Origin of the sequence: Methylobacterium sp. WL119 (assembly GCF_008039875.1) — a bacterium.
Lineage (GTDB): Bacteria > Pseudomonadota > Alphaproteobacteria > Rhizobiales > Beijerinckiaceae > Methylobacterium.
Map to the genome: position 1 here is coordinate 1 of NZ_VRUU01000083.1, position 20886 is coordinate 20886.

At 72.7% G+C, this 20886-nt stretch carries 21 protein-coding genes and 2 pseudogenes; 10 read left to right on the forward strand and 13 right to left on the reverse strand.

Annotation, left to right across the window (positions count from 1 at the left end):
* Positions 1–206: pseudogene (locus FV227_RS29185) on the forward strand (metallophosphoesterase); the annotation flags it as partial.
* Between the two features lie 8 nt (positions 207–214).
* Here the strand turns inward: FV227_RS29185 and FV227_RS29190 are convergent.
* Together FV227_RS29190 and nhaA are read right to left on the reverse strand one after the other, a co-directional pair.
* On the reverse strand, positions 215–376 hold the full coding sequence (locus tag FV227_RS29190; protein ID WP_187274899.1) for a hypothetical protein: 162 nt from the start codon (positions 374–376) through the stop codon (positions 215–217).
* 600 nt (positions 377–976) lie between these two features.
* Entirely contained in the window at positions 977–2149 is a 1173-nt protein-coding gene (gene nhaA, locus FV227_RS22000; protein WP_147728682.1) for a Na+/H+ antiporter NhaA, read from the reverse strand.
* A 100-nt stretch (positions 2150–2249) separates the two neighbouring features.
* On the opposite strand from nhaA, the gene FV227_RS22005 reads away from it, so the two are divergent.
* A complete protein-coding gene (locus FV227_RS22005; RefSeq protein ID WP_147728681.1) occupies positions 2250–3554 on the forward strand; it encodes an MFS transporter in 1305 nt (434 codons plus the stop codon).
* 90 nt (positions 3555–3644) lie between these two features.
* On the opposite strand, the gene FV227_RS22010 is transcribed toward FV227_RS22005, so the two are convergent.
* Both FV227_RS22010 and FV227_RS22015 read right to left on the reverse strand, forming a co-directional pair.
* Positions 3645–4196, reverse strand: a complete 552-nt coding sequence (locus FV227_RS22010) for a PAS domain-containing protein (protein WP_147728680.1) — start codon at positions 4194–4196, stop codon at positions 3645–3647.
* 142 nt (positions 4197–4338) lie between these two features.
* Positions 4339–4998, reverse strand: a complete 660-nt coding sequence (locus FV227_RS22015; protein ID WP_147859912.1) for a TlpA disulfide reductase family protein — start codon at positions 4996–4998, stop codon at positions 4339–4341.
* 146 nt (positions 4999–5144) lie between these two features.
* On the opposite strand from FV227_RS22015, the gene argH reads away from it, so the two are divergent.
* From argH to FV227_RS22030, 3 genes are all read left to right on the forward strand, one after another.
* Positions 5145–6536: an argininosuccinate lyase gene (argH, locus tag FV227_RS22020; RefSeq protein ID WP_147729633.1), complete on the forward strand. Its 1392-nt coding sequence runs from the start codon at positions 5145–5147 to the stop codon at positions 6534–6536.
* A gap of 95 nt (positions 6537–6631) precedes the next feature.
* Positions 6632–6916, forward strand: coding sequence for a hypothetical protein (locus FV227_RS22025; protein WP_147729634.1), 285 nt, complete (start codon positions 6632–6634; stop codon positions 6914–6916).
* 150 nt (positions 6917–7066) lie between these two features.
* Positions 7067–7753, forward strand: coding sequence for an invasion associated locus b family protein (locus FV227_RS22030; protein WP_187274900.1), 687 nt, complete (start codon positions 7067–7069; stop codon positions 7751–7753).
* A gap of 54 nt (positions 7754–7807) precedes the next feature.
* On the opposite strand, the gene FV227_RS22035 is transcribed toward FV227_RS22030, so the two are convergent.
* Positions 7808–8128 (reverse strand): hypothetical protein, encoded by a 321-nt coding sequence (locus tag FV227_RS22035; protein ID WP_246686605.1) that lies wholly within the window; start codon positions 8126–8128, stop codon positions 7808–7810.
* A 393-nt stretch (positions 8129–8521) separates the two neighbouring features.
* Positions 8522–9220, reverse strand: coding sequence for an HAD family hydrolase (locus tag FV227_RS22040; RefSeq protein ID WP_147728516.1), 699 nt, complete (start codon positions 9218–9220; stop codon positions 8522–8524).
* Between the two features lie 132 nt (positions 9221–9352).
* On the opposite strand from FV227_RS22040, the gene FV227_RS22045 reads away from it, so the two are divergent.
* The 3 genes from FV227_RS22045 (at position 9353) to FV227_RS22055 (ending at position 11996) form a co-directional block, all read left to right on the forward strand.
* Complete coding sequence (locus tag FV227_RS22045; protein ID WP_147859907.1) at positions 9353–9673, forward strand: PetM family of cytochrome b6f complex subunit 7; 321 nt, start codon at positions 9353–9355, stop codon at positions 9671–9673.
* An 82-nt stretch (positions 9674–9755) separates the two neighbouring features.
* Positions 9756–10412, forward strand: a complete 657-nt coding sequence (gene msrA, locus FV227_RS22050; protein WP_147728520.1) for a peptide-methionine (S)-S-oxide reductase MsrA — start codon at positions 9756–9758, stop codon at positions 10410–10412.
* 444 nt (positions 10413–10856) lie between these two features.
* Positions 10857–11996, forward strand: a complete 1140-nt coding sequence (locus FV227_RS22055; protein WP_147728518.1) for an acyltransferase — start codon at positions 10857–10859, stop codon at positions 11994–11996.
* 99 nt (positions 11997–12095) lie between these two features.
* Here the strand turns inward: FV227_RS22055 and FV227_RS22060 are convergent, their stop codons facing one another.
* The 5 genes from FV227_RS22060 to FV227_RS22080 form a co-directional block, all read right to left on the reverse strand.
* Positions 12096–13256, reverse strand: coding sequence for an acetyl-CoA C-acyltransferase (locus tag FV227_RS22060; RefSeq protein WP_147859908.1), 1161 nt, complete (start codon positions 13254–13256; stop codon positions 12096–12098).
* A 282-nt stretch (positions 13257–13538) separates the two neighbouring features.
* The gene (locus FV227_RS22065) at positions 13539–13847 is read right to left on the reverse strand and encodes a hypothetical protein (RefSeq protein ID WP_147729489.1); all 309 of its coding nucleotides are present in this window, start codon (positions 13845–13847) and stop codon (positions 13539–13541) included.
* Positions 13848–14033: 186 nt separating this feature from the next.
* Positions 14034–15386, reverse strand: a complete 1353-nt coding sequence (gene accC / locus FV227_RS22070; protein WP_147729490.1) for an acetyl-CoA carboxylase biotin carboxylase subunit — start codon at positions 15384–15386, stop codon at positions 14034–14036.
* A 57-nt stretch (positions 15387–15443) separates the two neighbouring features.
* The gene (gene accB, locus FV227_RS22075) at positions 15444–15914 is read right to left on the reverse strand and encodes an acetyl-CoA carboxylase biotin carboxyl carrier protein (protein ID WP_147859909.1); all 471 of its coding nucleotides are present in this window, start codon (positions 15912–15914) and stop codon (positions 15444–15446) included.
* A 148-nt stretch (positions 15915–16062) separates the two neighbouring features.
* On the reverse strand, positions 16063–16797 hold the full coding sequence (locus FV227_RS22080; RefSeq protein WP_147729710.1) for a DsbA family protein: 735 nt from the start codon (positions 16795–16797) through the stop codon (positions 16063–16065).
* Between the two features lie 215 nt (positions 16798–17012).
* On the opposite strand from FV227_RS22080, the gene FV227_RS22085 reads away from it, so the two are divergent.
* Positions 17013–17669: a DUF1345 domain-containing protein gene (locus FV227_RS22085; RefSeq protein WP_147729709.1), complete on the forward strand. Its 657-nt coding sequence runs from the start codon at positions 17013–17015 to the stop codon at positions 17667–17669.
* Between the two features lie 70 nt (positions 17670–17739).
* Positions 17740–18894, forward strand: a complete 1155-nt coding sequence (locus FV227_RS22090) for an aminotransferase class I/II-fold pyridoxal phosphate-dependent enzyme (protein WP_147859910.1) — start codon at positions 17740–17742, stop codon at positions 18892–18894.
* A gap of 20 nt (positions 18895–18914) precedes the next feature.
* On the opposite strand, the gene FV227_RS22095 is transcribed toward FV227_RS22090, so the two are convergent.
* Complete coding sequence (locus FV227_RS22095; protein WP_147859911.1) at positions 18915–20177, reverse strand: methyl-accepting chemotaxis protein; 1263 nt, start codon at positions 20175–20177, stop codon at positions 18915–18917.
* Positions 20178–20461: 284 nt separating this feature from the next.
* Positions 20462–20886 (reverse strand): annotated as a pseudogene (locus FV227_RS22100) (ribonuclease E/G); the annotation flags it as partial.

Here is a 20886-nt window from a genome sequence, read left to right on the forward strand (position 1 = left end):
GGGCGATCCCGGTGGTCGGCGGCGCATCCGCCTCGGCGCGGCCCGGCGCGCAGGCCGGAGGGCACGGGTCGGAGGCCGCCCGGCGGGCAGCCTACATCCTGTACGCGTTCTCGGAGAGCGGGGGGCGCCACGTCGTCTCAGCGGTGCAGCGCGGGATCGGAGCGGGCGGAACCGTGATGGATCTCGGCCCGCTCGCGCTGGGCTGACGTTCGGCTCAGGCGGTGGCGGCGAGAAGCCCGGAACGCCGCCGGTCGCCGATGCTGGCCTCGTAGCGTTCGGCCTGGAGGCGCGTGAGGCCGGAGATCAAGGCGGTGGACCCACGATAGACCGTATAGGTGCCGTCCTGGGTAGGCTTGACGCGAATCGTCTCGGACATGGGGACCATCCTGTGCTGCGTTGACCGAATCGTTAGCCGTCGCTCTTCTTCCGCGGTGATTCTCCGATCCTGTAATGATGCCCGACGTTACCGCTTCGGCTTCCGCGCGCAAGGGCGGCGCGGCGCGGATACGTAAGTAATTTTGCATTCGATCGGCATGGAGCACGGGACGACGCGCGGGCGGCGCGCTTCGCACCGTGGCGGCACGCGGGAGGCACGAATGAAAAGCCCGCCGGCTTTCGCCGACGGGCCGGTGGCAGGGGCCACGTTCCCGGGTTCGAGGGTGCTGTCCGGCGTGCGTCCCGCGGCGCTCGGGGCCGCGGGGTCGGGCGCATAAAACCCTCCCGAAAACCTCTATCCCTGTCGATGGGCGCTCGGCGGATCGTCCTGGTCACCGGCACCGGTGTCGGCGGAATGGACGTGGGTGGGGCTTGCATGCATGGCAGACCTCCTCTTCGTCTCGCTCCGGCGACGGAGCCTCGCATCGGCGGGCCGCGTCGCCATGAGGAGAGGCTAGACCCGCCCGGCCCACGCTGGCAAGGGGCGTTTTCGAGGATTCGCCAGCCGGCTCGCCGGGCCCGGCTCAGGCCCGGGCGGGGCTCAGGCCCGGGCGGGGCTCCGCGCGGACGGGAGCCCGAGGATCGCGGCGCCGACCAGGCCGGAGAGCAGGGAGCCGGCGAGCACCCCGAGCTTCACCTCCGTCTCGTGGGCGGCATCGGAGAAGGCGAGCGCGCCGATGAACAGGCTCATGGTGAAGCCGATACCGCACAGCACGGCGACGCCGTAGACCTGGACCCAGCTCGCCCCGCCGGGCCGGCGCGCGAGGCCGAGCGCCACCGCGAGGCGCAGGGCGGCGAACACGCCGGCCTGCTTGCCGAGGAACAGCCCGAACGCGACGCCCAGCGTCACCGGGTCGAGGAAGGCGGTGGGCGACAGGCCGCGCAGCGGCACCCCGGCATTGGCGAAGCCGAACAGCGGCACGATCCCGAAGGCGACGAAAGGCGTGATCGCGTGCTCCAGCCGGTGCAGCGGCGAGGTCGCGTCCTCCGGCCGGCCCGGGCTCACGCGGATCGGGATGGTCAGCGCCAGCAGCACGCCCGCCACCGTGGCGTGGACGCCCGAGCGCAGCACCAGCACCCAGAGCACGAGGCCGAGCAGCAGGTAGGGCGCGAGCGCGACGACGCCGAAGCGGTTCAGGCCGACGAGGAGCGCCAGCACCACGGCCGCGAGCCCGAGCATCGTCGGGTCGAGGCCGCCGGTATAGGCCAGCGCGATGATCAGCACGGCGCCGAGATCGTCGACGATCGCCACCGCGCCGAGCAGGATCTTGAGCGAGACCGGCGCCCGCCGGCCGAGCAGCGCCAGCACGCCGAGCGCGAAGGCGATGTCGGTCGCCGCCGGGATCGCCCAGCCCCGCGCGGTCCCGGCGCCGGCATTGAAGGCGAGGTAGACCAGGGCCGGCACCACCATCCCGCCGAGCGCCGCGATGCCGGGTAGCGCCCGATCGGGCCAGGTCCGCAACGCGCCGTCCAGCGCCTCGCGCTTGATCTCGAGGCCGACGAGCAGGAAGAACACCGCCATCAGGCCGTCGTTGATCCAGTGCTGGATGCTCAACGGGCCGAGCGGCGCGTGCAGCGCCTGGGCGTAGGTCCCGGCGAGCCCGGTATTGGCGACGACGAGGGCGCAGGCGGCGGCCGCCATCAGCACGAGGCCGCCGACCGCCTCGCTCGCGAGCGCGGTGCGGATCGCGGAACGGGGGCGCGGCTTCGTCATGGCGCCGGGGGTGCCCGGGTTTGCGCCCACGGGCAAGCCCTGCCGGTGGCGGTCCGGGCTCGGGACGTCTATGCGGGCACCGATGACGCAAGGACGCGCGATGACCGCCACGACGACACCGGACCACCCGGCCCTGAACCGCAAGGCTGTCGGCGCCGTGGTCCTCGGCAACGCGCTCGAGTTCTACGACTTCACGCTCTACGCCTTCTTCGCCGTGCCGATCGGCGCGGCGTTCTTCCCGTCCGACAACGCCACCGACAGCCTGCTCGCCTCGCTCGCCCTGTTCGGCATCGGCTACGTGATGCGGCCGATCGGCGGCATCGTGATCGGCGCCTTCGCCGACCGGGCCGGGCGCAAGCCCGCCATGCTGATCACCATCGCGCTGATGGCGGTCGGCATGCTGATGCTGGCGCTGGCGCCGTCCTACGCGACGCTCGGCGGCTGGGCGCAGGTGATCGTCATCGTCGGGCGGCTGATCCAGGGGCTGGCGCTCGGCGGCGAGGTCGGCCCCTCCACCGCCTACCTGCTGGAGGCGGCGCCCCCGAGGCACCGCGGCTTCGTGGCGAGCTGGCAGATCGCGAGCCAGGGCTGCGCCGCCCTGTTCGCCGGCATCGTCGCGACGGGGCTCACCATCGTCCTCGGCGAGGCGGCGATGGCGGATTGGGGCTGGCGCGTCATGTTCCTGCTCGGCATCGGCGTCGTGCCGGTCGGCCTCGTCATCCGCAGCCACCTGCCCGAGACCGCGGGCGAGGGCGAGGATCCGGCGGCGGCGGCCTCCACCGGCGCGGTGGTGGTGCGGCTGCTGCGCGAGCACGGGCGCCTGCTGCTCCTGACCTTCGTCGTCATCGCCGCCTCGACCGTCTCGAACGCCATCGGCACCAACATGCCGGTCTACGCGCACGCCACCCTGGGGCTCACCGAGACGGTGTCGACGGCGGTGCCGATCGCCCTCGGCCTCGCCTCGGTGGTGTTCCCGCTGCTGGGCGGCTGGCTCGCCGACCGGTTCGGGCGGCGCCCGGTGCTGGTGTGGCCGCGGGCCGCGATCGTGGTGCTGGCGGTGCCGGCCTTCTGGTGGCTGGCGCAGGCGCCGACCGCGGCCTCGGTCTACGCGGTGACGTTCCTGATGTCGGCGCTGTCCTCGATCAACGCGGCGGCGATCATCGTCGCGATCCCCGAATCACTGCCGCGGGCGGTGCGCAGCGCCGGGCTCTCGATCGTCTACGCCTTCTCGGTCTCGATCTTCGGCGGCAGCACGAACTACGTCGTCAACAAGCTGATCGCGATCACCGGCGACCGGCTGGCGCCGGCCTACTACCTCGTCGCGTTCAGCGTGCTCGGCACGATCGCCGCCTGGATGATGCACGAGACCCGCGGGCGCGACCTCGACGCCGACACCGAGGCGTGAGGCGCGCCGAACCGACGCCGCGCCGTCAGGGCCTGTCGTGAGATCGCATCGTCCGCACGCGAGCCGGAATCCGCCGCGCGCGACGAGGCTCTAATGCAGGTTCGAGCCGTCCTGCGCGGTGGCGGAGGCCCGGACGAGCTCGCGGCCGACCTCGTGCAGGGCGACCTCGACCGCGGCCAGCGCGCAGGTGCCGCCGCCCTGCATGATCAGCGCATGCGCGGTGATCAGGTGGTCGGCGACCAGCTCCAAGACCGAGCGCGGCTCGGAATCCGCCACCGGCGACGGCAGGGTGAAGCGGCCGAGCGACCCGGTCGCCGTGCTCTTGGGCGGCGGCGACGCGAGCCGGCTGATGGCGCCGAAGAAGCCGAGGAAGGTCCGCTCGGGCGGCCCGAAGGACGGCACCGCACCGGCCACGACCCAGGTCGCCCGCCCGTCCGGCGACAGCAGGCGATAGCGCACGGTGAACTCGCTGCGGGCGACGCTCGCCTCGGCGACCACGGTCCGCACGACGGCGAGGTCGTCCGGATGGATGACCTTGCTCCATCCCTGTTGCGATACGTCTTCGATCTGCTGACCGGTCAGAACAGTCCATTCATCACTGAGATAGACCACCTTTCCGGCTGCATCCGTTACGAAGATCATGGCCCAACCTCGGCTATAGCCGAGCTATGGCGCAGGGTCCGGCCTCAGGCAATCGGGCATCGCGGCAAATCATCCGTCGGCCCCCGGCTTCGCGCCTTGCCTTAAAGTCCAATGGACAGCGCGCCCGCGCTCCGAAGCGGGCTCAGGACGTGCGCCCGAGGGCTGCCCGGATCAGCGCGAGCCCGTCCGGGCTCGACCATTCGGCCGGCCCCTTCATCACGCCGATGGTGCAGCCGGCGGGGTCGACCAGCAGGGTCGTCGGCAGGCCGGGCGAGCCGGTGTCGCGCTGCACCGCCGGCAGCACGCGCCCGCCGGGATCGGCGTAGTAGGCCAGCCGCGCGATGCCGTTGTCCCGCATCCAGACCGGCGGCCTGTCGAGGTTGCGCGTGTCGAGGTTGATCGCGACCACCGCGAAATCCTTGCCGCCGAGCGCGGCCTCGAGCCGGTCGAGGGCCGGCATCTCGGCCTTGCACGGCGCGCACCACGTCGCCCACAGGTTCAGGAGGACGAGGCGGCCGCGGAAATCCGAGAGCCGCAGGTTGGCCTCCCCTCCCCCGTCCTTCCCTCCGTTGCCCGGCCCCTTGAACGCGATGTCGGGTGCCGGCCGGGCCTTCTCGGGCGCCTGCATCGCCGCGACGTCCCCGCGGGCGGCGGCGTCGACCCGGGCCACCGCCGCGGCCGAGGCGGCACAGGGCGCGGGGGCGTTGCCGGGCCCCGCACCGGTCCCGTATAGGGCGAGGCCGGCGGCCAAGGCGGTGACGAGGCCGGCGCCGATCGCGGCGCCCATCAATCGTCCAGGCATCATCGTTGCGTACCCCAGAGCATTTTCGAGCGCGGCGGATGCCGGCGCGCGTGAAGAGAATGCGACCACACGAGAGGCGGGCGCATTCCCCGTGATCGCGGGATCACGGGGAATGCTCGAGCGCGAGCGGAAGGATCGGGAAGACCATGAGCAACCGGATGTGGGGCGGACGCTTCGCGAGCGGCCCCGCCGAGATCATGGAGGAGATCAACGCCTCCATCGGATTCGACAAGCGCCTCGCCCCCCAGGACATCCGCGGCTCGCTGGCGCATGTCGCGATGCTGGGCGCCCAGGGCATCCTGCCGACCGACGATGTGGCAGCCATCGAGGGCGGCCTCAAGGCCGTGCAGGCGGAGATCGAGTCCGGCGGCTTCGTGTTCAAGCGCGAGCTCGAAGACATCCACATGTCGGTCGAGAGCCGGCTGACCGAGATCGTCGGCCCGGCCGCCGGGCGCCTGCACACCGCGCGCTCGCGCAACGACCAGGTCGCCACCGACATGAAGCTGTGGGTGCGCGACACCCTCGACAACCTCGACGCGCAGGCCGCCGGGCTACAGCGGGCGCTGGCGGAGAAGGCGCTGGCCCATGCCGGCACGGTGATGCCGGGCTTCACCCACCTGCAATCGGCCCAGCCGGTCACCTTCGGGCACCATTGCCTCGCCTATGTCGAGATGCTGGCGCGCGACCGCGGCCGTTTCCGCGATGCGCGCGCCCGGCTCAACGAGTGCCCGCTGGGCGCGGCCGCGCTCGCCGGCACCTCGTTCCCGATCGACCGGCACGCCACGGCCGCGGCGCTGGGCTTCGACCGCCCGACGGCGAACTCCCTCGACTCCGTCGCCGACCGCGACTTCGCCCTCGAATCGCTCTCGGCCGCCTCGATCTGCGCGATCCACCTCTCGCGCTTCGCCGAGGAGCTCGTGGTGTGGACCTCGGCGCAGTTCGACTTCGTCAAGCTGTCGGACGGGTACACCACCGGCTCGTCGATCATGCCGCAGAAGCGCAACCCCGACGCGGCGGAGCTGGTGCGGGCCAAGAGCGGGCGCATCGTCGGCGCGCTGATGGGCCTGCTCACGGTGATGAAGGGCCTGCCGCTGGCCTATTCGAAGGACATGCAGGAGGACAAGGAGGGCACCTTCGACGCGCTGCAGGCGCTGTCGCTGTGCCTGGCCGCGATGACCGGCATGGTCCGCGACCTCGAGCCGAACGCGGAGGTTCTCGCGCGGGCCGCGGGCTCCGGCTACAGCACCGCGACCGATCTCGCCGACTGGCTGGTGCGCGAGCTCGGGCTGCCGTTCCGCCAGGCGCACCACGTCACCGGCCGCCTCGTCGGCATGGCCTCGGCCAAGGGCGTCGGGCTGGAGGCGCTGTCGCTGCCCGAGATGCAGGAGGCGGAGCCGCAGATCACGCAGGCGGTCTACGCGGTGCTGGGCGTCGCGAACTCGGTGGCGAGCCGGGTCAGCTTCGGCGGCACCGCCCCGGCCAACGTCCGCGCGCAGGCCGAGGGCTGGCTCGCGCGGCTCGCGGAGCCGGCTGCCTGAAAATGGTGCACAGCAACCGAAAGCCGCCTGGCGCGTTCACGGTCTAGCTAGGTAAGCCCTGCTACAGCGGCGCAAGCGCATCGGAGACCGCGAGCATGCCCGTCGAGAGTTGGACGAAGCCGGAAGAGACCCCGGCACTCGCCGCCACCGCCACCGCGATGATCGACGCGGCCCTCGTCGGCTCCGGCCTCGCGCGCGACGCCTACTGGGCCGCCGTGCGCAAGGGCTACAACACGCCCTACAACGATCCCCAGCCCAAGCCGGCCCCCGCGCCGACCGCGCCGCAACCCCCGGTGCGGATCGACCTCGGCGAGGCGCCGGCTCTGCCGGTCGCGGCGATGGCGGCCCAGAACGCCGCCGCCGAGATCCACGCCGGCTGACGGCGCCGGGCGGCGCCGATCCGGGCGGCCCGAGACCCCATCTTGCCGAAGCGGCGCGCAGGCTTCATGACTCCCGCGTCCGGTGCCGGTGTCGCGCCGACCGAGCCCTCGGCGCGCCCGGCGCGCCGGCCAGCCGACCGGGAAGTGACGATGCGTTCAGCCCTCTGCCTGCTCCCGCTCGGCGCGCTCGCGCTGACGTGCCTGCTGCCCGCCGGCAGCGCACCGACGGTTGCGCGGCTGCTCGGGATCTCGGCGGCCTCGGCGCAGGAGGCGGAGGCGCCGGCCGCCGCCTCCCACCGCCGCCGCAGGGGCGGCCGCGAGCGGACGCCGAAGGAAGCGCCGACCCCGCCCGGCATGCAGCAGGCGACGCCGGTGGCGATCTTCGGCGACTGGAACGTGTTCGCCAGCGGCCAGGGCAAGACCCGCCTGTGCTACGCCATCGCCCAGCCGCAGACCCGCTCGCCGGCGACGCTCAAGCGCGACACCGCCTACCTGTTCGTCACGGTGCGCAAGGGCGAGAACGTCCAGAACGAGATCGCGGTGATGCTCGGCTTCCCGTCCAAGCCCGCGGCCGCCCAGGCCAGGCCCGGCGCCGCCGCCGCCCCGAGCGACCCGGCGATCACCCTGGGCAGCGCCCGCTACGGCCTCGTGGTGAAGGACGGCAACGCCTGGCTCCAGAACCCCTCGGAGGAGGCCCGCGTCGTCTCCGAGATGAGCGGCCGGGTGCCCAAGCTCCTGGTCAAGACCATCTCGATGCGCGGCCGGCCGACCAGCGACGAGTACGCGCTGGCCGGCTTCGGCGAGGCGATGAAGCGCACCCGCGAGGAGTGCAAGTAAGGGGGGATCCTCCCTCCCCCCCTGAAGCGGGGAGGGAGAGAAGGGTAGCCCCCCTCAGACCGCGGCCGGCCTGCCCCCGCCCGGTCGGGCGCCCGACACCCGGGTGCGGGCCCGGAACCGCTCGCGGGCGGCGCGGGCGGCCTGCTCGGTGCTGCGGAACACCGTGCCGTCGATTTCGTCGAAGGCACGGGCCGAGGAGAAGAAGCGCACCCCGCCGGGCTCGGGCACGGCGATGCCGGCGGCGATCTCGCCCACCTCGATGATCCGGGTCGGCGGCGGCTCCGCGTGCAGGCGGTTGCGGGCGCGCTGGGTCAGGTGGTCGGCGAACAGGTCGTGCGTCGGGGCGGCCTGCGCGGCCGGATGAAGCTGTGGCATGACGAATGTCTCCCGGGGCCGGTCGCGATGCCGGCGGTGCTGGGCGGTCGGATCGTCTGTCGGCGCGCGAACGTCAGCCGCGACAGCGACCACGAGGCCGGCGCATACGCGCGCCGTGCACGGGGAGAGCGGGGGTCGAGGGGGATCGGATCACGGTAGGAGTCCTCCTGACGTTGAAGGACCGCAGGACGGCGTCGTCCGGCAGTGCTTTAGCGTTTGATGACGCGGCGCAAGCGATGCTCCTCAAATCACCGCGGTCGGCGATGCTTGACATCGCCGACCTCGCTAAAATGGAGATCTGCCGGCGCGGCGTCAAAGGAAGCCGTTTCCGTTTTTTTGCAGTTTTCGGGCACAAACCCGCGCCGCCGTCCCGGGCGGCAGCCCGATCCTGCCTCAGCCCTGCGCGCCGATCGCCGCCAGGCTCGCGGCGAGGTCGCGGTGGTCGCGATAGACCCGCGCGGCCCCGGCCGCGAGCAGGTCGGCCCCGTCGCGGTCGTGGCCCCAATGGCCGCCGCCGGTGAAGCCGAGCACCCGCATCCCGGCCGCCCGCGCGGCGGTGACGCCGGGCACGCTGTCCTCGATCACCAGGCAGGCGTCGGGCGAGGCCCCCATCCGGGCGGCGGCGTGCAGGAACAGGTCGGGAAACGGCTTGCCGCGGGCGACCTCGACCGCCGAGTAGATCCGCCCGTCGAACAGCGGCAGCAGGCCGGTGAGGCCGAGCGAGTGGCGCAGCCGCACGGGATCGCTGCTCGAGGCGACGCAGGTCGGCAGCGAGAGGGCGGCCACCGCCTCGGCGATCCCGGCCATGGCGCGCAGCTCCGCGTCGAAGATCGCCAGGGTCTCGGCCTTCACCGCCGCGACGAACCCCTCGGGCGCCGTGACGCCGTAGTCGCGCGCGACGTGGCCCATGATCGAGGCCATGGAGGTGCCGGCGAAGCGCGCCCGCACGGTCTCGACGTCGATCGCGACGCCGATGCGGTTGAGCCCGGCGGTGAGGCAGGCGAGGCTCAGGGGCTCGCTGTCCACCAGAACGCCGTCGCAATCGAAGATGACGAGGGCCGGCGGCACCGGGGCCTGTACGCGGATGGTCACGGGTGGTCGGTTCCTGTCGCCGGGGCCGCCCCTGTGGCACGGCGGGCGCGGGCGCGGCAACCGCTTGCGCGGCGGGGGCGGGGCTCGTACGCCCTCCGGACCGGCCGACGCGCGTGCTCCCGAGACCCGACGATGTTCCGTTTCCTCCTGCGCCTCCTCGGCTTCATGCTGCTGGCCGGCGGCTTCGTGGCCCTGGTCTACGACGGCGCCCGCTCGGTCGCCAACAACGGCCTGCGGATCACGCCGCTGAGCGAATTGCTGTTCACGCTGTTCAAGGACAAGGCGAGCGCGCTCCAGGCCACGGTCGAGGGCGTGGCGCCGTGGCTGTGGAACCTCGCGGTGCTGCCGCTCACCCTGGCGCCGGCCTCGCTGCTCGGCCTCGGCCTCGGCGCGGTGCTGCTCTGGCTCGGGCAGCCGGCGCGCGAGCCGATCGGGTTCCTCACGCGCTCCTGAGGCGACCGGCCGCTTCATCAACCGGGCGGGCGACCCCATATACGGGTTTGACGCGAACCCGCCGCCCGAAGGATGCCCGATGCTGCAGATGTTCCGCAAGAAGGCCGAGATGCCGAGCCCGGCCGACGCGCTGCCCGGCCGCCCCGATCCGCTGCCGACCGCCGAGACCCACTTCGTCAACGGCAACCCGCTCAAGGGCCCGTACCCGCCGGGCACCGAGACGATCGGCCTCGGCTTCGGCTGCTTCTGGGGCGCGGAGCGCAAGTTCTGGCAGCTGCCCGCGGGCGTGTTCGTCACGGCGGTGGGCTACCAGGGCGGGTACACCCCCAACCCGACCTACGAGGAGGTCTGCTCCGGCCGCACCGGGCACAACGAGGTCGTGCTGGTCGCCTTCGATCCGGCGGTGCTGCCGCTCGAATCCGTGCTCAAGACCTTCTTCGAGAGCCACGACCCGACGCAAGGGTACCGCCAGGGCAACGACGTCGGCACGCAGTACCGGTCCGGCATCTACCTCACCGATCCCGCGCAGGAGGCGACGGCCAAGGCCGTGCGCTCGGCCTACGCCGCCGCGCTGAAGGCCCGCGGCTTCCCGGACGTCACCACCGAGATCGTCTCCGGCCAGACCTTCTATTTCGCCGAGGCCTACCACCAGCAGTACCTGGCCAAGAACCCGGCCGGCTATTGCGGCCTCGGCGGCACGGGCGTCGCCTGCCCGATCGGGACCGGCGTGGCGGCCTAGCCTCCCGCAAACGCTAGCGGCCGAACGCGGACCGCGCATCGCGTTCGGCTTCGGTCGCCGCCGACCCCGCCTCGCAGGGCCGCGGCCGCGAGGCGGGCGCTCCGCCAAGCCGGCGTCCTCGGGCGACGAAGCCTTGCGTTGACGATGCCGCGCGGACCTTCGCCCGACGGCCGGGCTCCCCGATCGAGGACGACCGCTCCGGCGTTCGATCGGACCTATCGGGCTCGATGTGCGTCTCTGGTCGGATCCGGTTCGCCTTCCTGCCTGCCTCGACGATCCCGCCTCAGGTGTTTTGCGCCGATCCACGGCGAATCCTGCCGATCGTCGAGCCTCCGCGGGGCACCCGTCGCGTCGCCGGCCGGCCTTTAACCAAGCCCTTCGAAGCGGCTTGTCGAGACTCGGACCGCCTGCAATCGTCGCCGCGCCCTGCATCCGAGGGCGAACGTGATCGATGCCGTCATGCGCCGCCTCCACTGCATCGATTCGATCCGCGGCTTAGCCGCCTTGGCGGTGATCTACGCCCATACCGTCGAATTCGGTCTCAGGGCTCAGCTCGGGCCGTCTCCGCTGGAGCGAGACCTGCTCGGGCACCTGACCGCGTATCTCGACGTCGGCAAGATCGCGGTCACGCTGTTCTTCGCCGTCTCCGGCTTCGTCGTCCCGTTCTCGCTCTTCAAGCCGAGCCGCCGACCGGTCCTGGCCTTCGCCGTCTCGCGGTTCTTCCGCCTCTATCCCGCCTACTGGCTCTCGATCCCGTGCGGCCTGCTCGTCCTGTTCGTGTGGGCCGGCCGCGACGTGCCGAACCTGCTCGTGCCGGCCAACATGACCATGCTGCAGCAGTTCCTCGGCGTGGAGAACATCATCGGCCTGTATTGGACGCTCCAGATCGAGCTGATCTTCTACGCCATCTGCGTGGGCCTGTTCGTCATCGGTCGCCTCGACGACCGCACGGGTGCCGTGGTCTGCGCGCTCTCGCTCATCGCGGCCGCCGTCGTCCTGGCCGGCCTGCGCTTCCATCTGGAACGCAAGTTCCCCGTGGCGGTGCCGCTCTCGCTCGCCGTGATGTTCTGGGGCCTGTGCCTGCGCTACCATGTCTTCGAGCAGCGGGCGGGCTGGGGCTCCGCATCGGCCCTGGTGACGGCGGCGCTGATCCTCGCCGTGCCACTGGTGTCCGTGCTCGCCTACAATCGCGACATGGGTTTTCACGAGAGCTGGGTGAAGTACGTCATCACCTACTGGCTGGCGATGGCGCTCTTCGCGCTCCTCGCCGTGAAGGTCAGGATCGAAGGACGGGTCTTCGTCGGCCTCGGTGCGATCAGCTATTCGATCTACCTGTTCGGGCCCGTGGTCCAGGTCGTGCTCGAGCACGCGCTGGCGGGATACGAGCCGGTCGTTCCGGTCCACGTTTTCGCCGCGGCGACCGCGCTCGTGACCGTCGGCGTCGCGACGCTGATGTATCGATGGATCGAGAGGCCGGCGATCGCGCTGGGCCGCCACGTCGTGCACCGGTTCGGCGACCGACCCCGCCTCGGGGAATCGGCGGTCGCCGTTGCGGCCGCCCCGAACCGTCGGCTCGCCGGCTAGCACCCTTTTTGCGATCCTCGTATCACGGAACGAGCACCGGCTCATGGCGTGGTCGCATTGTCTTCACGCGAGGCGGTATCCGCCACGCTCGACCCTGCTTCAGGACGTCCGCTCCACCGCGATCGCCGTCGCCTCGCCGCCGCCGATGCAGAGCGCCGCGATGCCGCGGCGGCCTCCGGTGCGGGCGAGCGCGGCCAGCAGCGTCACCACGATGCGGGCGCCCGAGGCGCCGATCGGGTGGCCGAGGGCGCAGGCGCCGCCGTGGACGTTGACGCGGTCGGGCTGCAGGTCGAGGTCGCGCATCGCGGCCATCGCCACCACCGCGAAGGCCTCGTTGATCTCGTAGAGGTCGACGTCGCCGGCCCGCCAGCCGACCTTGTCGAGGAGCCTGCCGATCGCGCCGATCGGCGCGGTCGAGAACCAGGCCGGCGCCGCGGCGTGGCTCGCGTGCCCGCGGACGATGCCCAGCGGCGCGACGCCGCCGCGCTCGGCCTGCGACCGGCGCATCAGCACCAGGGCCGCTGCCCCGTCCGAGATCGACGAGGCGTTGGCCGCCGTCACCGTGCCGTCGGGCCGGAAGGCGGGCTTGAGGGTCGGGATCTTCTCGGGCCGGGCCCGGCGTGGACCCTCGTCGGTCGCGGCCCCGCCGACGGGGACGATCTCGTCGGCGAAGGCGCCCTCCGCCGTCGCGCGGGTGGCGCGGGCCAGCGATTCGAGGGCGTAGGCGTCCTGCGCCTCCCGCGTGAACTGGTAGGCTTGCGCGGTGTCCTCGGCGAAGGTGCCCATCAGGCGGCCGCGATCGTAGGCGTCCTCCAGCCCGTCCAGGAACATGTGGTCGAGCATGCGCCCGTGGCCGAGGCGCTGGCCGCCCCGCGCCTTGTCGAGGAGGTAGGGCGCGTTCGACATCGATTCCATGCCGCCCGCCACCACGGTCCCGGCCGAGCCCGCCGCGATCATGTCGTGGCCGAGCATCAGCGCCTTCATGCCCGAGCCGCAGACCTTGTTCAGGGTTGCGCACGGGGTCGCCTCGGACAGGCCGGCCCCGAGCGCCGCCTGGCGCGCCGGCGCCTGGCCGAGGCCCGCCGGCAGGACGCAGCCCATCACCACCTCGGACACGCCGTCGGCGGGAAGCCCGGCCCGCGCCACCGCCGCGCGGATCGCCGCGGCGCCGAGCTCCGGGGCCGCCACCCGCGCCAGCTCCCCCTGGAACGCGCCCATCGGCGTGCGCGCCGCCCCCGCGATCACGATCGGATCGGACATCGTCGCCTCCCGTGCCGGCCTTCGCCTGATGCGGCCATTCCAGTCCGGCGGCGGTGGGATGTCCAGCCTGGGTGGTGCGGCGGGCTTGCGCTGCCCACCGCGCCGGCCGTCATGCGTCCGCGTCGCGGCCGGAAACAACGCAGGTCCCCTCTCCCGTGCGGGAGAGGGGGCCGGTCGGCGCCTCGAACGATCTGTCCGGGTCGCCGCAGCGAAGGACGGGAAAACGAAAAGGCCGGCTCCCTTCCGGGAACCGGCCTCGCGATTCGCGACGGGCGGAGCGAATCAGCGGGCGGGGCCGCCCGAGGTGGCGCCGGCGTTGGGGGCCATCTTGTTGGTCTGGTCGGCGTTGCCGCCCTTGGCGGAGTCGACGGCACCGGCGCCGGGGGTCGCGCCCATCTCGCCGGCCGGGCGGGTGGCGGTGCTGCCGGTGGTCATCGCGCCGCCGGCGCCGGGTGCCGTGTCGCGCGGGCCGCCGGTGGTCTGGCCGGCCTGGGGCACGGCGCGCGAGGGCTGGCCGACGTTGCCGGCATCCTGGGCGAGGGCGGGGCCGGAGATCAGGGCGCCGACGAGGGCGAGGGATGCGAGGCGCATGGAGATCCGTTTCGATGGCGTGCGATGGGACCGAGCAACGGGCGGCGGGCGCTTCCGTTCCGGTTCCACCGGCCGACGCCCCGCATCGAATCCGGATCATCCCCGCGGGATCCTGGATACGGGCCCGGCTCGAGCCCCGCGCGGGCGTGCCGAAGACCGGTTTCGCGCCGATCCGCCGCGACGAGATCAGGCGTCGAGGCCGCCCCCCTCCAGGAAATGCTCGAGCCAGTGGATGTCGTAGGCGCCGTTCTGGACGTCGGGGTTGCGCACCAGGGTGCGGAACAGCGGCAGCGTGGTGTCGACGCCGTCGATGACGAACTCGTCGAGCGCCCGGCGCAGGCGCATCAGGCACTCGTTGCGGGTGCGGCCGTGGACGATGAGCTTGCCGATCAGCGAATCGTAGTGCGGCGGCACGCGGTAGCCCTGGAAGGCGGCCGAGTCGACGCGCACGCCGAGGCCGCCGGGCGGGTGGTAGTAGGTGATGAGGCCGGGCGAGGGCCGGAAGGTCGCCGGGTGCTCGGCGTTGATGCGACACTCGATGGCGTGCCCCTCGACCTTGATGTCGCCCTGCGCCACCGACAGGGCGCCGCCGGCCGCGACCCGGATCTGCTCGATCACGAGGTCGATGCCGGTGATCATCTCGGTGACGGGATGCTCCACCTGGATCCGCGTGTTCATCTCGATGAAGTAGAACCGCCCGTCCTCGTACAGGAACTCGACGGTGCCGGCGCCGAGGTAGCCGAGCTTGCGCATCGCGTCGGCGCAGATCTCGCCGATCTCGGCCCGCATCGCCTCGTTGAGCGCGGGCGAGCCGCCCTCCTCCCAGACCTTCTGGTGCCGGCGCTGGAGCGAGCAGTCGCGCTCGGCCAGGTGCACCGCGCCGCCGCGGCCGTCGCCCAGCACCTGCACCTCGATGTGGCGCGGGTTGGTGAGGTACTTCTCCAGGTAGACCGCGTCGTCGCCGAACGCCGCCTTGGCCTCGGAGCGGGCCATGCCGAGCGCTTGGCTCAGCTCGGCTTCCGAGCGCGCCACCTTCATGCCGCGCCCGCCGCCGCCGGCCGCCGCCTTGACCAGCACCGGGTAGCCGATCTCGGCGGCGACGCGCTTGGCCTCCTCCGGGTCCTCGATGCCGCCGTCGGAGCCGGGCACGCACGGGATGCCGAGCTTGAGCGCGGTGCGCTTGGCCTCGATCTTGTCGCCCATGATCCGGATGTGCTCGGCCTTGGGGCCGATGAAGCCGATCTCGTGGTGGGCCAGCACCTCGGCGAAGCGTGCGTTCTCCGAGAGGAAGCCGTAGCCGGGATGGACCGCGTCGGCGCCGGTGATCTCGCAGGCGGCGATGATCGAGGGGATGTTGAGGTAGCTGTCGCGGGCGGCCGGCGGGCCGATGCAGACGCTCTCGTCGGCGAGCCGCACGTGCATCGCGTCGGCGTCGGCCGTCGAGTGCACCGCCACGGTCTTGATGCCGAGCTCCTTCGACGCCCGGAGGATGCGAAGCGCGATCTCGCCGCGGTTGGCGATCAGGATCTTGTCGAACATGGCAGGGGCGCTTTCGAGCGGAGGGTGCGCGGTTCGGGTGGGGACAGGCGCGCCCGACTACTCGATGACGATCAGGGCTTCGCCGTACTCGACCGGCTGCCCGTCCTCGACGAAGATCGCGGCCACCGTGCCGGCGCGGGGCGCGACGATCTCGTTGAAGGTCTTCATCGCCTCGATCAGCAGCAGCTTGTCGCCGACCTCGACCCGGGAGCCGACCTCGACGAAGGCCTTCGCCTCGGGCGAGGGGCGCAGGTAGGCGGTGCCGACCATCGGCGACGGCACGGCGCCGGGATGGGTCTTGCCGCGCTCGGGGGCGGCGCCGGGGCCGGGGCTCGGCACGGGCGCGAGCGCCGCCGGGGCCGCCATCGCGGCGGGCGCGGCCATCTGGACGCTCACGGGCTCGATCCGGCGGACGACGCGGATGCGGAGATCCCCCTTCTCGACCTCGATCTCGGACAGGCCGGTCTCGGTGACGAGGTTGGCGAGCTCGCGCACGAGATCGGCATCGATGGGGTCGTGCTTGGACATCGGGCCTGTCTTCTGGGGGCTTGACCTGGGATTGGGGTGACCGCCGCGGCGGCGCCGATCCGCCGGCGCGGCCGCGCGACCGGGGCCCGGATCCCGCGAAGGCGCCGGTCTTAGACGACCGGGCGCGTTCGCGACACCCTTTCTCGCCTCAGCAGGAGGCGTGGCCGCACTGGCGGACGTCGGCGATGGTCTTGCGGATCGGGTCGACGCCGACGGCGCCGGGGATGATCTCGTCGCCGATGATGAAGGCGGGCGTGCCGGACAGGCCGAGCTTGTCGCCGAGGCCGCGGTTCTCGGTGAGCGCCGCCTTCACCTCGGGGCCCTGGGCGTCCTTCTGCAGCCGGGCCACGTCGAGCCCCATCGCCTTGGCGACGTCGAGGGCCTTGGCGCCGTTCGCCCGGCCCTTGGATTCGAGCAGCTTCTGGTGGAACTCGAACAGCTTGTCGCCCTTGAGCTGCTGCTTGGCGGCGAGCGCGATCTGGCTGGCCTCGAGCGATTCCGGGCCGAGCACCGGGAAATCCTTGATCACCACGCGCAGCTTCGGATCGGCCTTGATCAGCGCCTGCACGTCGCCGAGCGCCTTGCGGCAATAGCCGCAATTGTAGTCGAAGAACTCGATCATCGTGACGTCGCCCGCCGGGTTGCCGGCGACGACGTCGTGCGGGCTGTCGAGCAGCGCCTTCTGCGATTCCTTGAGCGCGGCGGCCTGGGCCAGGCGCTGGGTCTCGGCCTGGCGCTTCTCGCCCTCGGCGATCGCCTCCTGCAGCACGTCGGGGTTCTTGATCAGGTAGTCCTTGACGATCGCCTCGATCCCGGCGCGCTGCGCATCGGTGAAGGGCGCGGCCGGCGCGGTCTGCGCCCGGGCCGGGAGGCCGAGGGGCATGGCCAAGGGAACGGCCAAGGGGACGGCGAGCAGCAGCGCGCGGCGGGAGGCCGAGAGGAAACGGGAGAGAGGCATACGTCCTCGCTGGGCGGGCGCGGCGGGCGGGCCGGACCGGGGTCTGGCCGGTCCGCTATCGGCCGGGTTAGGCGTTTTCACGGCGGCGGGTCAAATCCCGTCGTGCCCGATCGAAGTTTCTCCCGCGAGGCGTCACGCCGATGATCAATCCCATCCGGGCCTTCCGGCTCCGCCCGCGCCTGCTCGCGGCGTTCGGCATCATGGCCGCGGGCGCGCTGCTGATGCCGGGCGACGACCTCGTCACCCGCCTGCTCGCCGGCTGGTGCGCCGGGATCGTGGCCTACGCGGTGCTGATCGTCCACCAATCCACCGGGCAGTCGCGCGACGCCCTGCGCCTGCAGGCGTCGCGCCTCGACGACAGCGCGGCCCTGGTGACGGTGTTCACGCTGCTCGCGGCCGCGGCGAGCTTCGCCGCCGTCGGCGTGCTGGTGCTCGGCGGCAAGGCGAGCGGCGCCGGCAAGGTCTTCGACCTGACGCTCGCCGGGGCGACCGTGCTGTGCACCTGGGCCTTCGTGCAGCTCGTCTTCACGATCCACTACGCCCACGTCTACTACGGCGACGACGCGCCCGGCGAGAGCCGCGGCGGCCTCGACTTCCACGGCGACGACGCCCCCGACTTCTGGGACTTCCTGTACTTCACCGTCACCATCGGCGCGGCGGCGGCCACCTCGGACACCAACATCACCAGCAAGCGCATGCGCCGGATCGCCACCGTGCAGACGGTCTACGCCTACCTGTTCAACACCGGCGTGCTGGCGCTCGCCGTCAACATGGCGGCGGGGTTCGTCGGGCATTGAGGGGGGTTGCGCAGCATCGCCGACCCGTCCGAGGGCTGACCCGCGGCCGCCGCCCGGGTACAAGCATCCGATGATCCCCATCTCCCGCCGTGCCGCCGCCGTCGCGCCCTTCCTCGCCATGGACGTGATGGCCGCCGCCGCCGGGAAGGCGCGCGCCGGCGAGGACGTGGTGCGGATGGAGGTCGGGCAGCCCTCGGCGCCGGCGCCGCGGGCGGTGATCGCCGCCGCGCAGCGCGCGCTCGAGGGCGGCCGGGTGCCCTACACCGAGGCCCTGGGGATGCCGGAGCTGCGCGAGCGCATCGCGCGGGACTACCGCGAGCGTTACGGCGTCGCGGTGGCGCCGGAGCGGGTCGTGGTCACCACCGGCTCGTCGGCCGGCTTCATCCTGGCGTTCCTGAGCCTGTTCGACGCCGGCGCCCGCGTCGGCGTGCCCCAGCCGGGCTACCCGGCCTATCACAACATCCTCGCGGCCCTCGACCTGGTGCCGGTGCCGATGCGGCTCCGCGCGGCCGACCGCTACGCCCCCACCGCCGCGCTGCTGCGGGAGATTCATGCCGCGCACGCCCTCTCGGGCGTTCTGGTGATGAGCCCGGCCAACCCCTCGGGCACGGTGATCGGCGAGGCGGCGCTGGCGGAGTTGTGCGCGGCGGCGCGGGCGCTCGGCCTGCCCTTCGTTTCCGACGAGATCTACCACGGGCTCGGCTACGGCGTGCCGACGACGACCGCCCTGCGGTTCGACCCGGACGCGATCGTGATCAACTCGTTCTCGAAGTACCACTGCATGACCGGCTGGCGCGTCGGCTGGATGGTGGTGCCCGACGCCCTCGTGCGCCCGATCGAGCGGCTGGCGCAGCACCTCTACATCTCGGCGCCCACCCTCTCGCAGGTCGGCGCGCTCGCCGCCTTCGACGCCACCGAGGAACTCGACGCGGTGCGCGACGGCTACGCCCGCAACCGCGCGATCCTGCTCGACGCGTTCCCGGGCCTCGGCCTCGGGCGGACGCATCCGGTCGACGGCGCGTTCTACCTCTACGCGGACGTGGCCCGCCTCACCAACGACGCCTCCGCCTTCTGCCGGCGGATGCTCGACGAGGCCGGCGTGGCGGCCACCCCCGGCCTCGACTTCGACCGGGAGGCCGGCCACCACCACGTCCGGTTCTCCTTCGCCGGCTCGGAGGCCGAGTGCCGGGAAGCGGTGCGGCGCCTGCGAATCTGGCTGGCGTGAGCGCGGCGCGGACGCCCCGGTCAGGCCGCCAGGACGGCGGCGTCCGCGACCGAGGCGGCGGCCAGCGCCGTCGCGGTCGCCGCCTCGAAGGCCTGGAAGGCGGCGGTCGCAGCGGTCCAGTCCTGCGCCTTCACCCCGGCGCAGAGGGCAGCCGCGCGGGCGGCGGCATCGGCGACGCCGGCGCGGACGCCGGCGGGCAGGATCGGATCGACGGTGATCATCATCATGCCGGTATGCGGCACCGCGCCGATCAGCACCGAGGCGAGGCGGCGCTTCCAGGCGGCGCAGTCGGCCGGCAGGCGGGCGAGGGCGAGGGTGAGCGGGTCGCCGTCCATGCGGTCGAGCAGGGTGCGGCTCATCGCTTCGAGCGCCTCGAGCTGGCCGATCGCGTCCTGGATCTCGCCGCGGGACTTCTCGGTGCCGGCGGCGATCCGGCCGACATTGGTCGCGATCTCGCCGGTGGCGAGGATCTGCTGCTCCATCACCTCGGCCATCGCCCGCATCTCCGAGGCGGCCTCGGCGACCGCCGCGCTCTCCGCCTCGACGCGGGCGTTGGCGCGGTCCATCACCTCGGAGCCCGCCGCGACCGCGGCGCGGCTGTGGCCGACCGCGGCGTGCATCGCCGACAGCTCCGTCTGGAGCGCGGAGAGCCGCGCGCGGATCTCGTCGGTGGCGCGGGCGGTCTGGCCCGACAGCGCCTTCACCTCGCCGGCGACGACGGCGAAGCCCCGCCCCGCCTCGCCGGCGCGCGCCGCCTCGATGGTGGCGTTGAGCGCCAGCAGGTTGGTCTGGGCCGAGATCGAGGCGATCGCGGTCGCCATCTCCTCGATCCGCCGCGCGGCCGCCGCGAAGCCTTCGAGGCGCCCGCCGATCTCGGACGTGCCGACCTGGATCTCCTGCATCCGCTCGCCGGCCTGGCGCATGTCGGCCGCGCAGACCACGATGCCCTCGCGCGCACGCTCGGCCGTCTCGGCCGAGGTCTGCGAGCGGGCGGCGATCTCGCTGGTCGAGGCGGCCAGTTCCTCGCTCGCCGCCGCGATCAGCCGGGCCTGGTCGGCGACCTGGGCGGAATCGTGGGTGAGCCAGCCGATCGAGGTCCCGGCCGAGGAGGCCGCGGCCGACAGGCGCCCGGGCAGCCGCAACGTCTCGGGGTCGGCCGGCGGCGCGACCGGCGCGGGGGCCTCGTCGGCAACGCGGTCGAGGACGGCGGGGGCAACGCTGGCGGGAGCGACTACCGAAAGGGCCGGCCTTTCAGTCCTGGCTTTGCGGAAGTAGCTCAACATCGATTGTGTCCCCTGCCGTAAAGCTTCAACCTAAGATGGAATAGGTCAATAAGGGGTTTAGACCGGGCGCGTTTGCTCGAAGAGCGGCCGACATTCGGCTGTTCCCGGGACCTCGACCCGTTGCCGTGGGCCGTGGGGCTTGCCCGGCGCGACCGGCGGTGGCGGACGCAGGAACGGCGCTCCACCCGGCCGCCAGCGGCCGATACATGTCCATGCCCCTAAAAATTCGGCTCACGACACGGGGTGTCGTGAGCCGGATCCGGTTCAGCCCGTCTCGCGCAGGCTCATTCGCCGGTGAGCGCCGCCTTGGTGCGCGACCACCAGCCGGCCCGCTTCGGCCGGTCGGGATCGGACGGCTCGCTGAGCACCACCGCCACCGGCTCCGGAGCCCGTGCGGGGGCTGCGGGCGCGGGCTCCTCGGCGGCGGCCGGCTCGGCGGAAGGCTCGGCGGAAGGCTGCGCCGGGGCTTCGGCGGGCGCCGCCTCCACCGGGCTCGAGACCGGCAGCTCGACCGCGGTCTCGACAGGCGGCACGGCCGCGGCGATCGCCTCGGCGACGGCCTCGGCGCTCACCGGCTGCTCCGGCTGCAGCTCGGCGATCGGATCGCCGGCCTCGTCGGGCGACGCGTCGGCTTCGAACGCGGCGCCTTCGGACAGGGGGGACTCGGACAGCGTGGCCTCGCCGCCGTCCCGGCCGCGGCCCTCGGCGC

Bases quoted from the DNA above. Each gene is read 5' to 3' on its own strand.
- FV227_RS22065 (WP_147729489.1), bottom strand. From the start codon at position 13,847: ATGCGCCTCGCATCCCTCGCCCTCGTCGGCGCCCTGATCTCCGGCCCC.
- FV227_RS22035 (WP_246686605.1), bottom strand. From the start codon at position 8,128: ATGCCACAGCTTCATCCGGCCGCGCAGGCCGCCCCGACGCACGACCTG.
- argH (WP_147729633.1), top strand. From the start codon at position 5,145: ATGAGCAACCGGATGTGGGGCGGACGCTTCGCGAGCGGCCCCGCCGAG.
- FV227_RS22030 (WP_187274900.1), top strand. From the start codon at position 7,067: ATGCGTTCAGCCCTCTGCCTGCTCCCGCTCGGCGCGCTCGCGCTGACG.
- accC (WP_147729490.1), bottom strand. From the start codon at position 15,386: ATGTTCGACAAGATCCTGATCGCCAACCGCGGCGAGATCGCGCTTCGC.
- FV227_RS22060 (WP_147859908.1), bottom strand. From the start codon at position 13,256: ATGTCCGATCCGATCGTGATCGCGGGGGCGGCGCGCACGCCGATGGGC.
- FV227_RS22090 (WP_147859910.1), top strand. From the start codon at position 17,740: ATGATCCCCATCTCCCGCCGTGCCGCCGCCGTCGCGCCCTTCCTCGCC.
- FV227_RS29190 (WP_187274899.1), bottom strand. From the start codon at position 376: ATGTCCGAGACGATTCGCGTCAAGCCTACCCAGGACGGCACCTATACG.
- accB (WP_147859909.1), bottom strand. From the start codon at position 15,914: ATGTCCAAGCACGACCCCATCGATGCCGATCTCGTGCGCGAGCTCGCC.
- FV227_RS22015 (WP_147859912.1), bottom strand. From the start codon at position 4,998: ATGCCTGGACGATTGATGGGCGCCGCGATCGGCGCCGGCCTCGTCACC.
- FV227_RS22025 (WP_147729634.1), top strand. From the start codon at position 6,632: ATGCCCGTCGAGAGTTGGACGAAGCCGGAAGAGACCCCGGCACTCGCC.
- FV227_RS22005 (WP_147728681.1), top strand. From the start codon at position 2,250: ATGACCGCCACGACGACACCGGACCACCCGGCCCTGAACCGCAAGGCT.
- FV227_RS22080 (WP_147729710.1), bottom strand. From the start codon at position 16,797: ATGCCCCTCGGCCTCCCGGCCCGGGCGCAGACCGCGCCGGCCGCGCCC.
- FV227_RS22095 (WP_147859911.1), bottom strand. From the start codon at position 20,177: ATGTTGAGCTACTTCCGCAAAGCCAGGACTGAAAGGCCGGCCCTTTCG.
- FV227_RS22085 (WP_147729709.1), top strand. From the start codon at position 17,013: ATGATCAATCCCATCCGGGCCTTCCGGCTCCGCCCGCGCCTGCTCGCG.
- FV227_RS22010 (WP_147728680.1), bottom strand. From the start codon at position 4,196: ATGATCTTCGTAACGGATGCAGCCGGAAAGGTGGTCTATCTCAGTGAT.
- FV227_RS22045 (WP_147859907.1), top strand. From the start codon at position 9,353: ATGTTCCGTTTCCTCCTGCGCCTCCTCGGCTTCATGCTGCTGGCCGGC.
- nhaA (WP_147728682.1), bottom strand. From the start codon at position 2,149: ATGACGAAGCCGCGCCCCCGTTCCGCGATCCGCACCGCGCTCGCGAGC.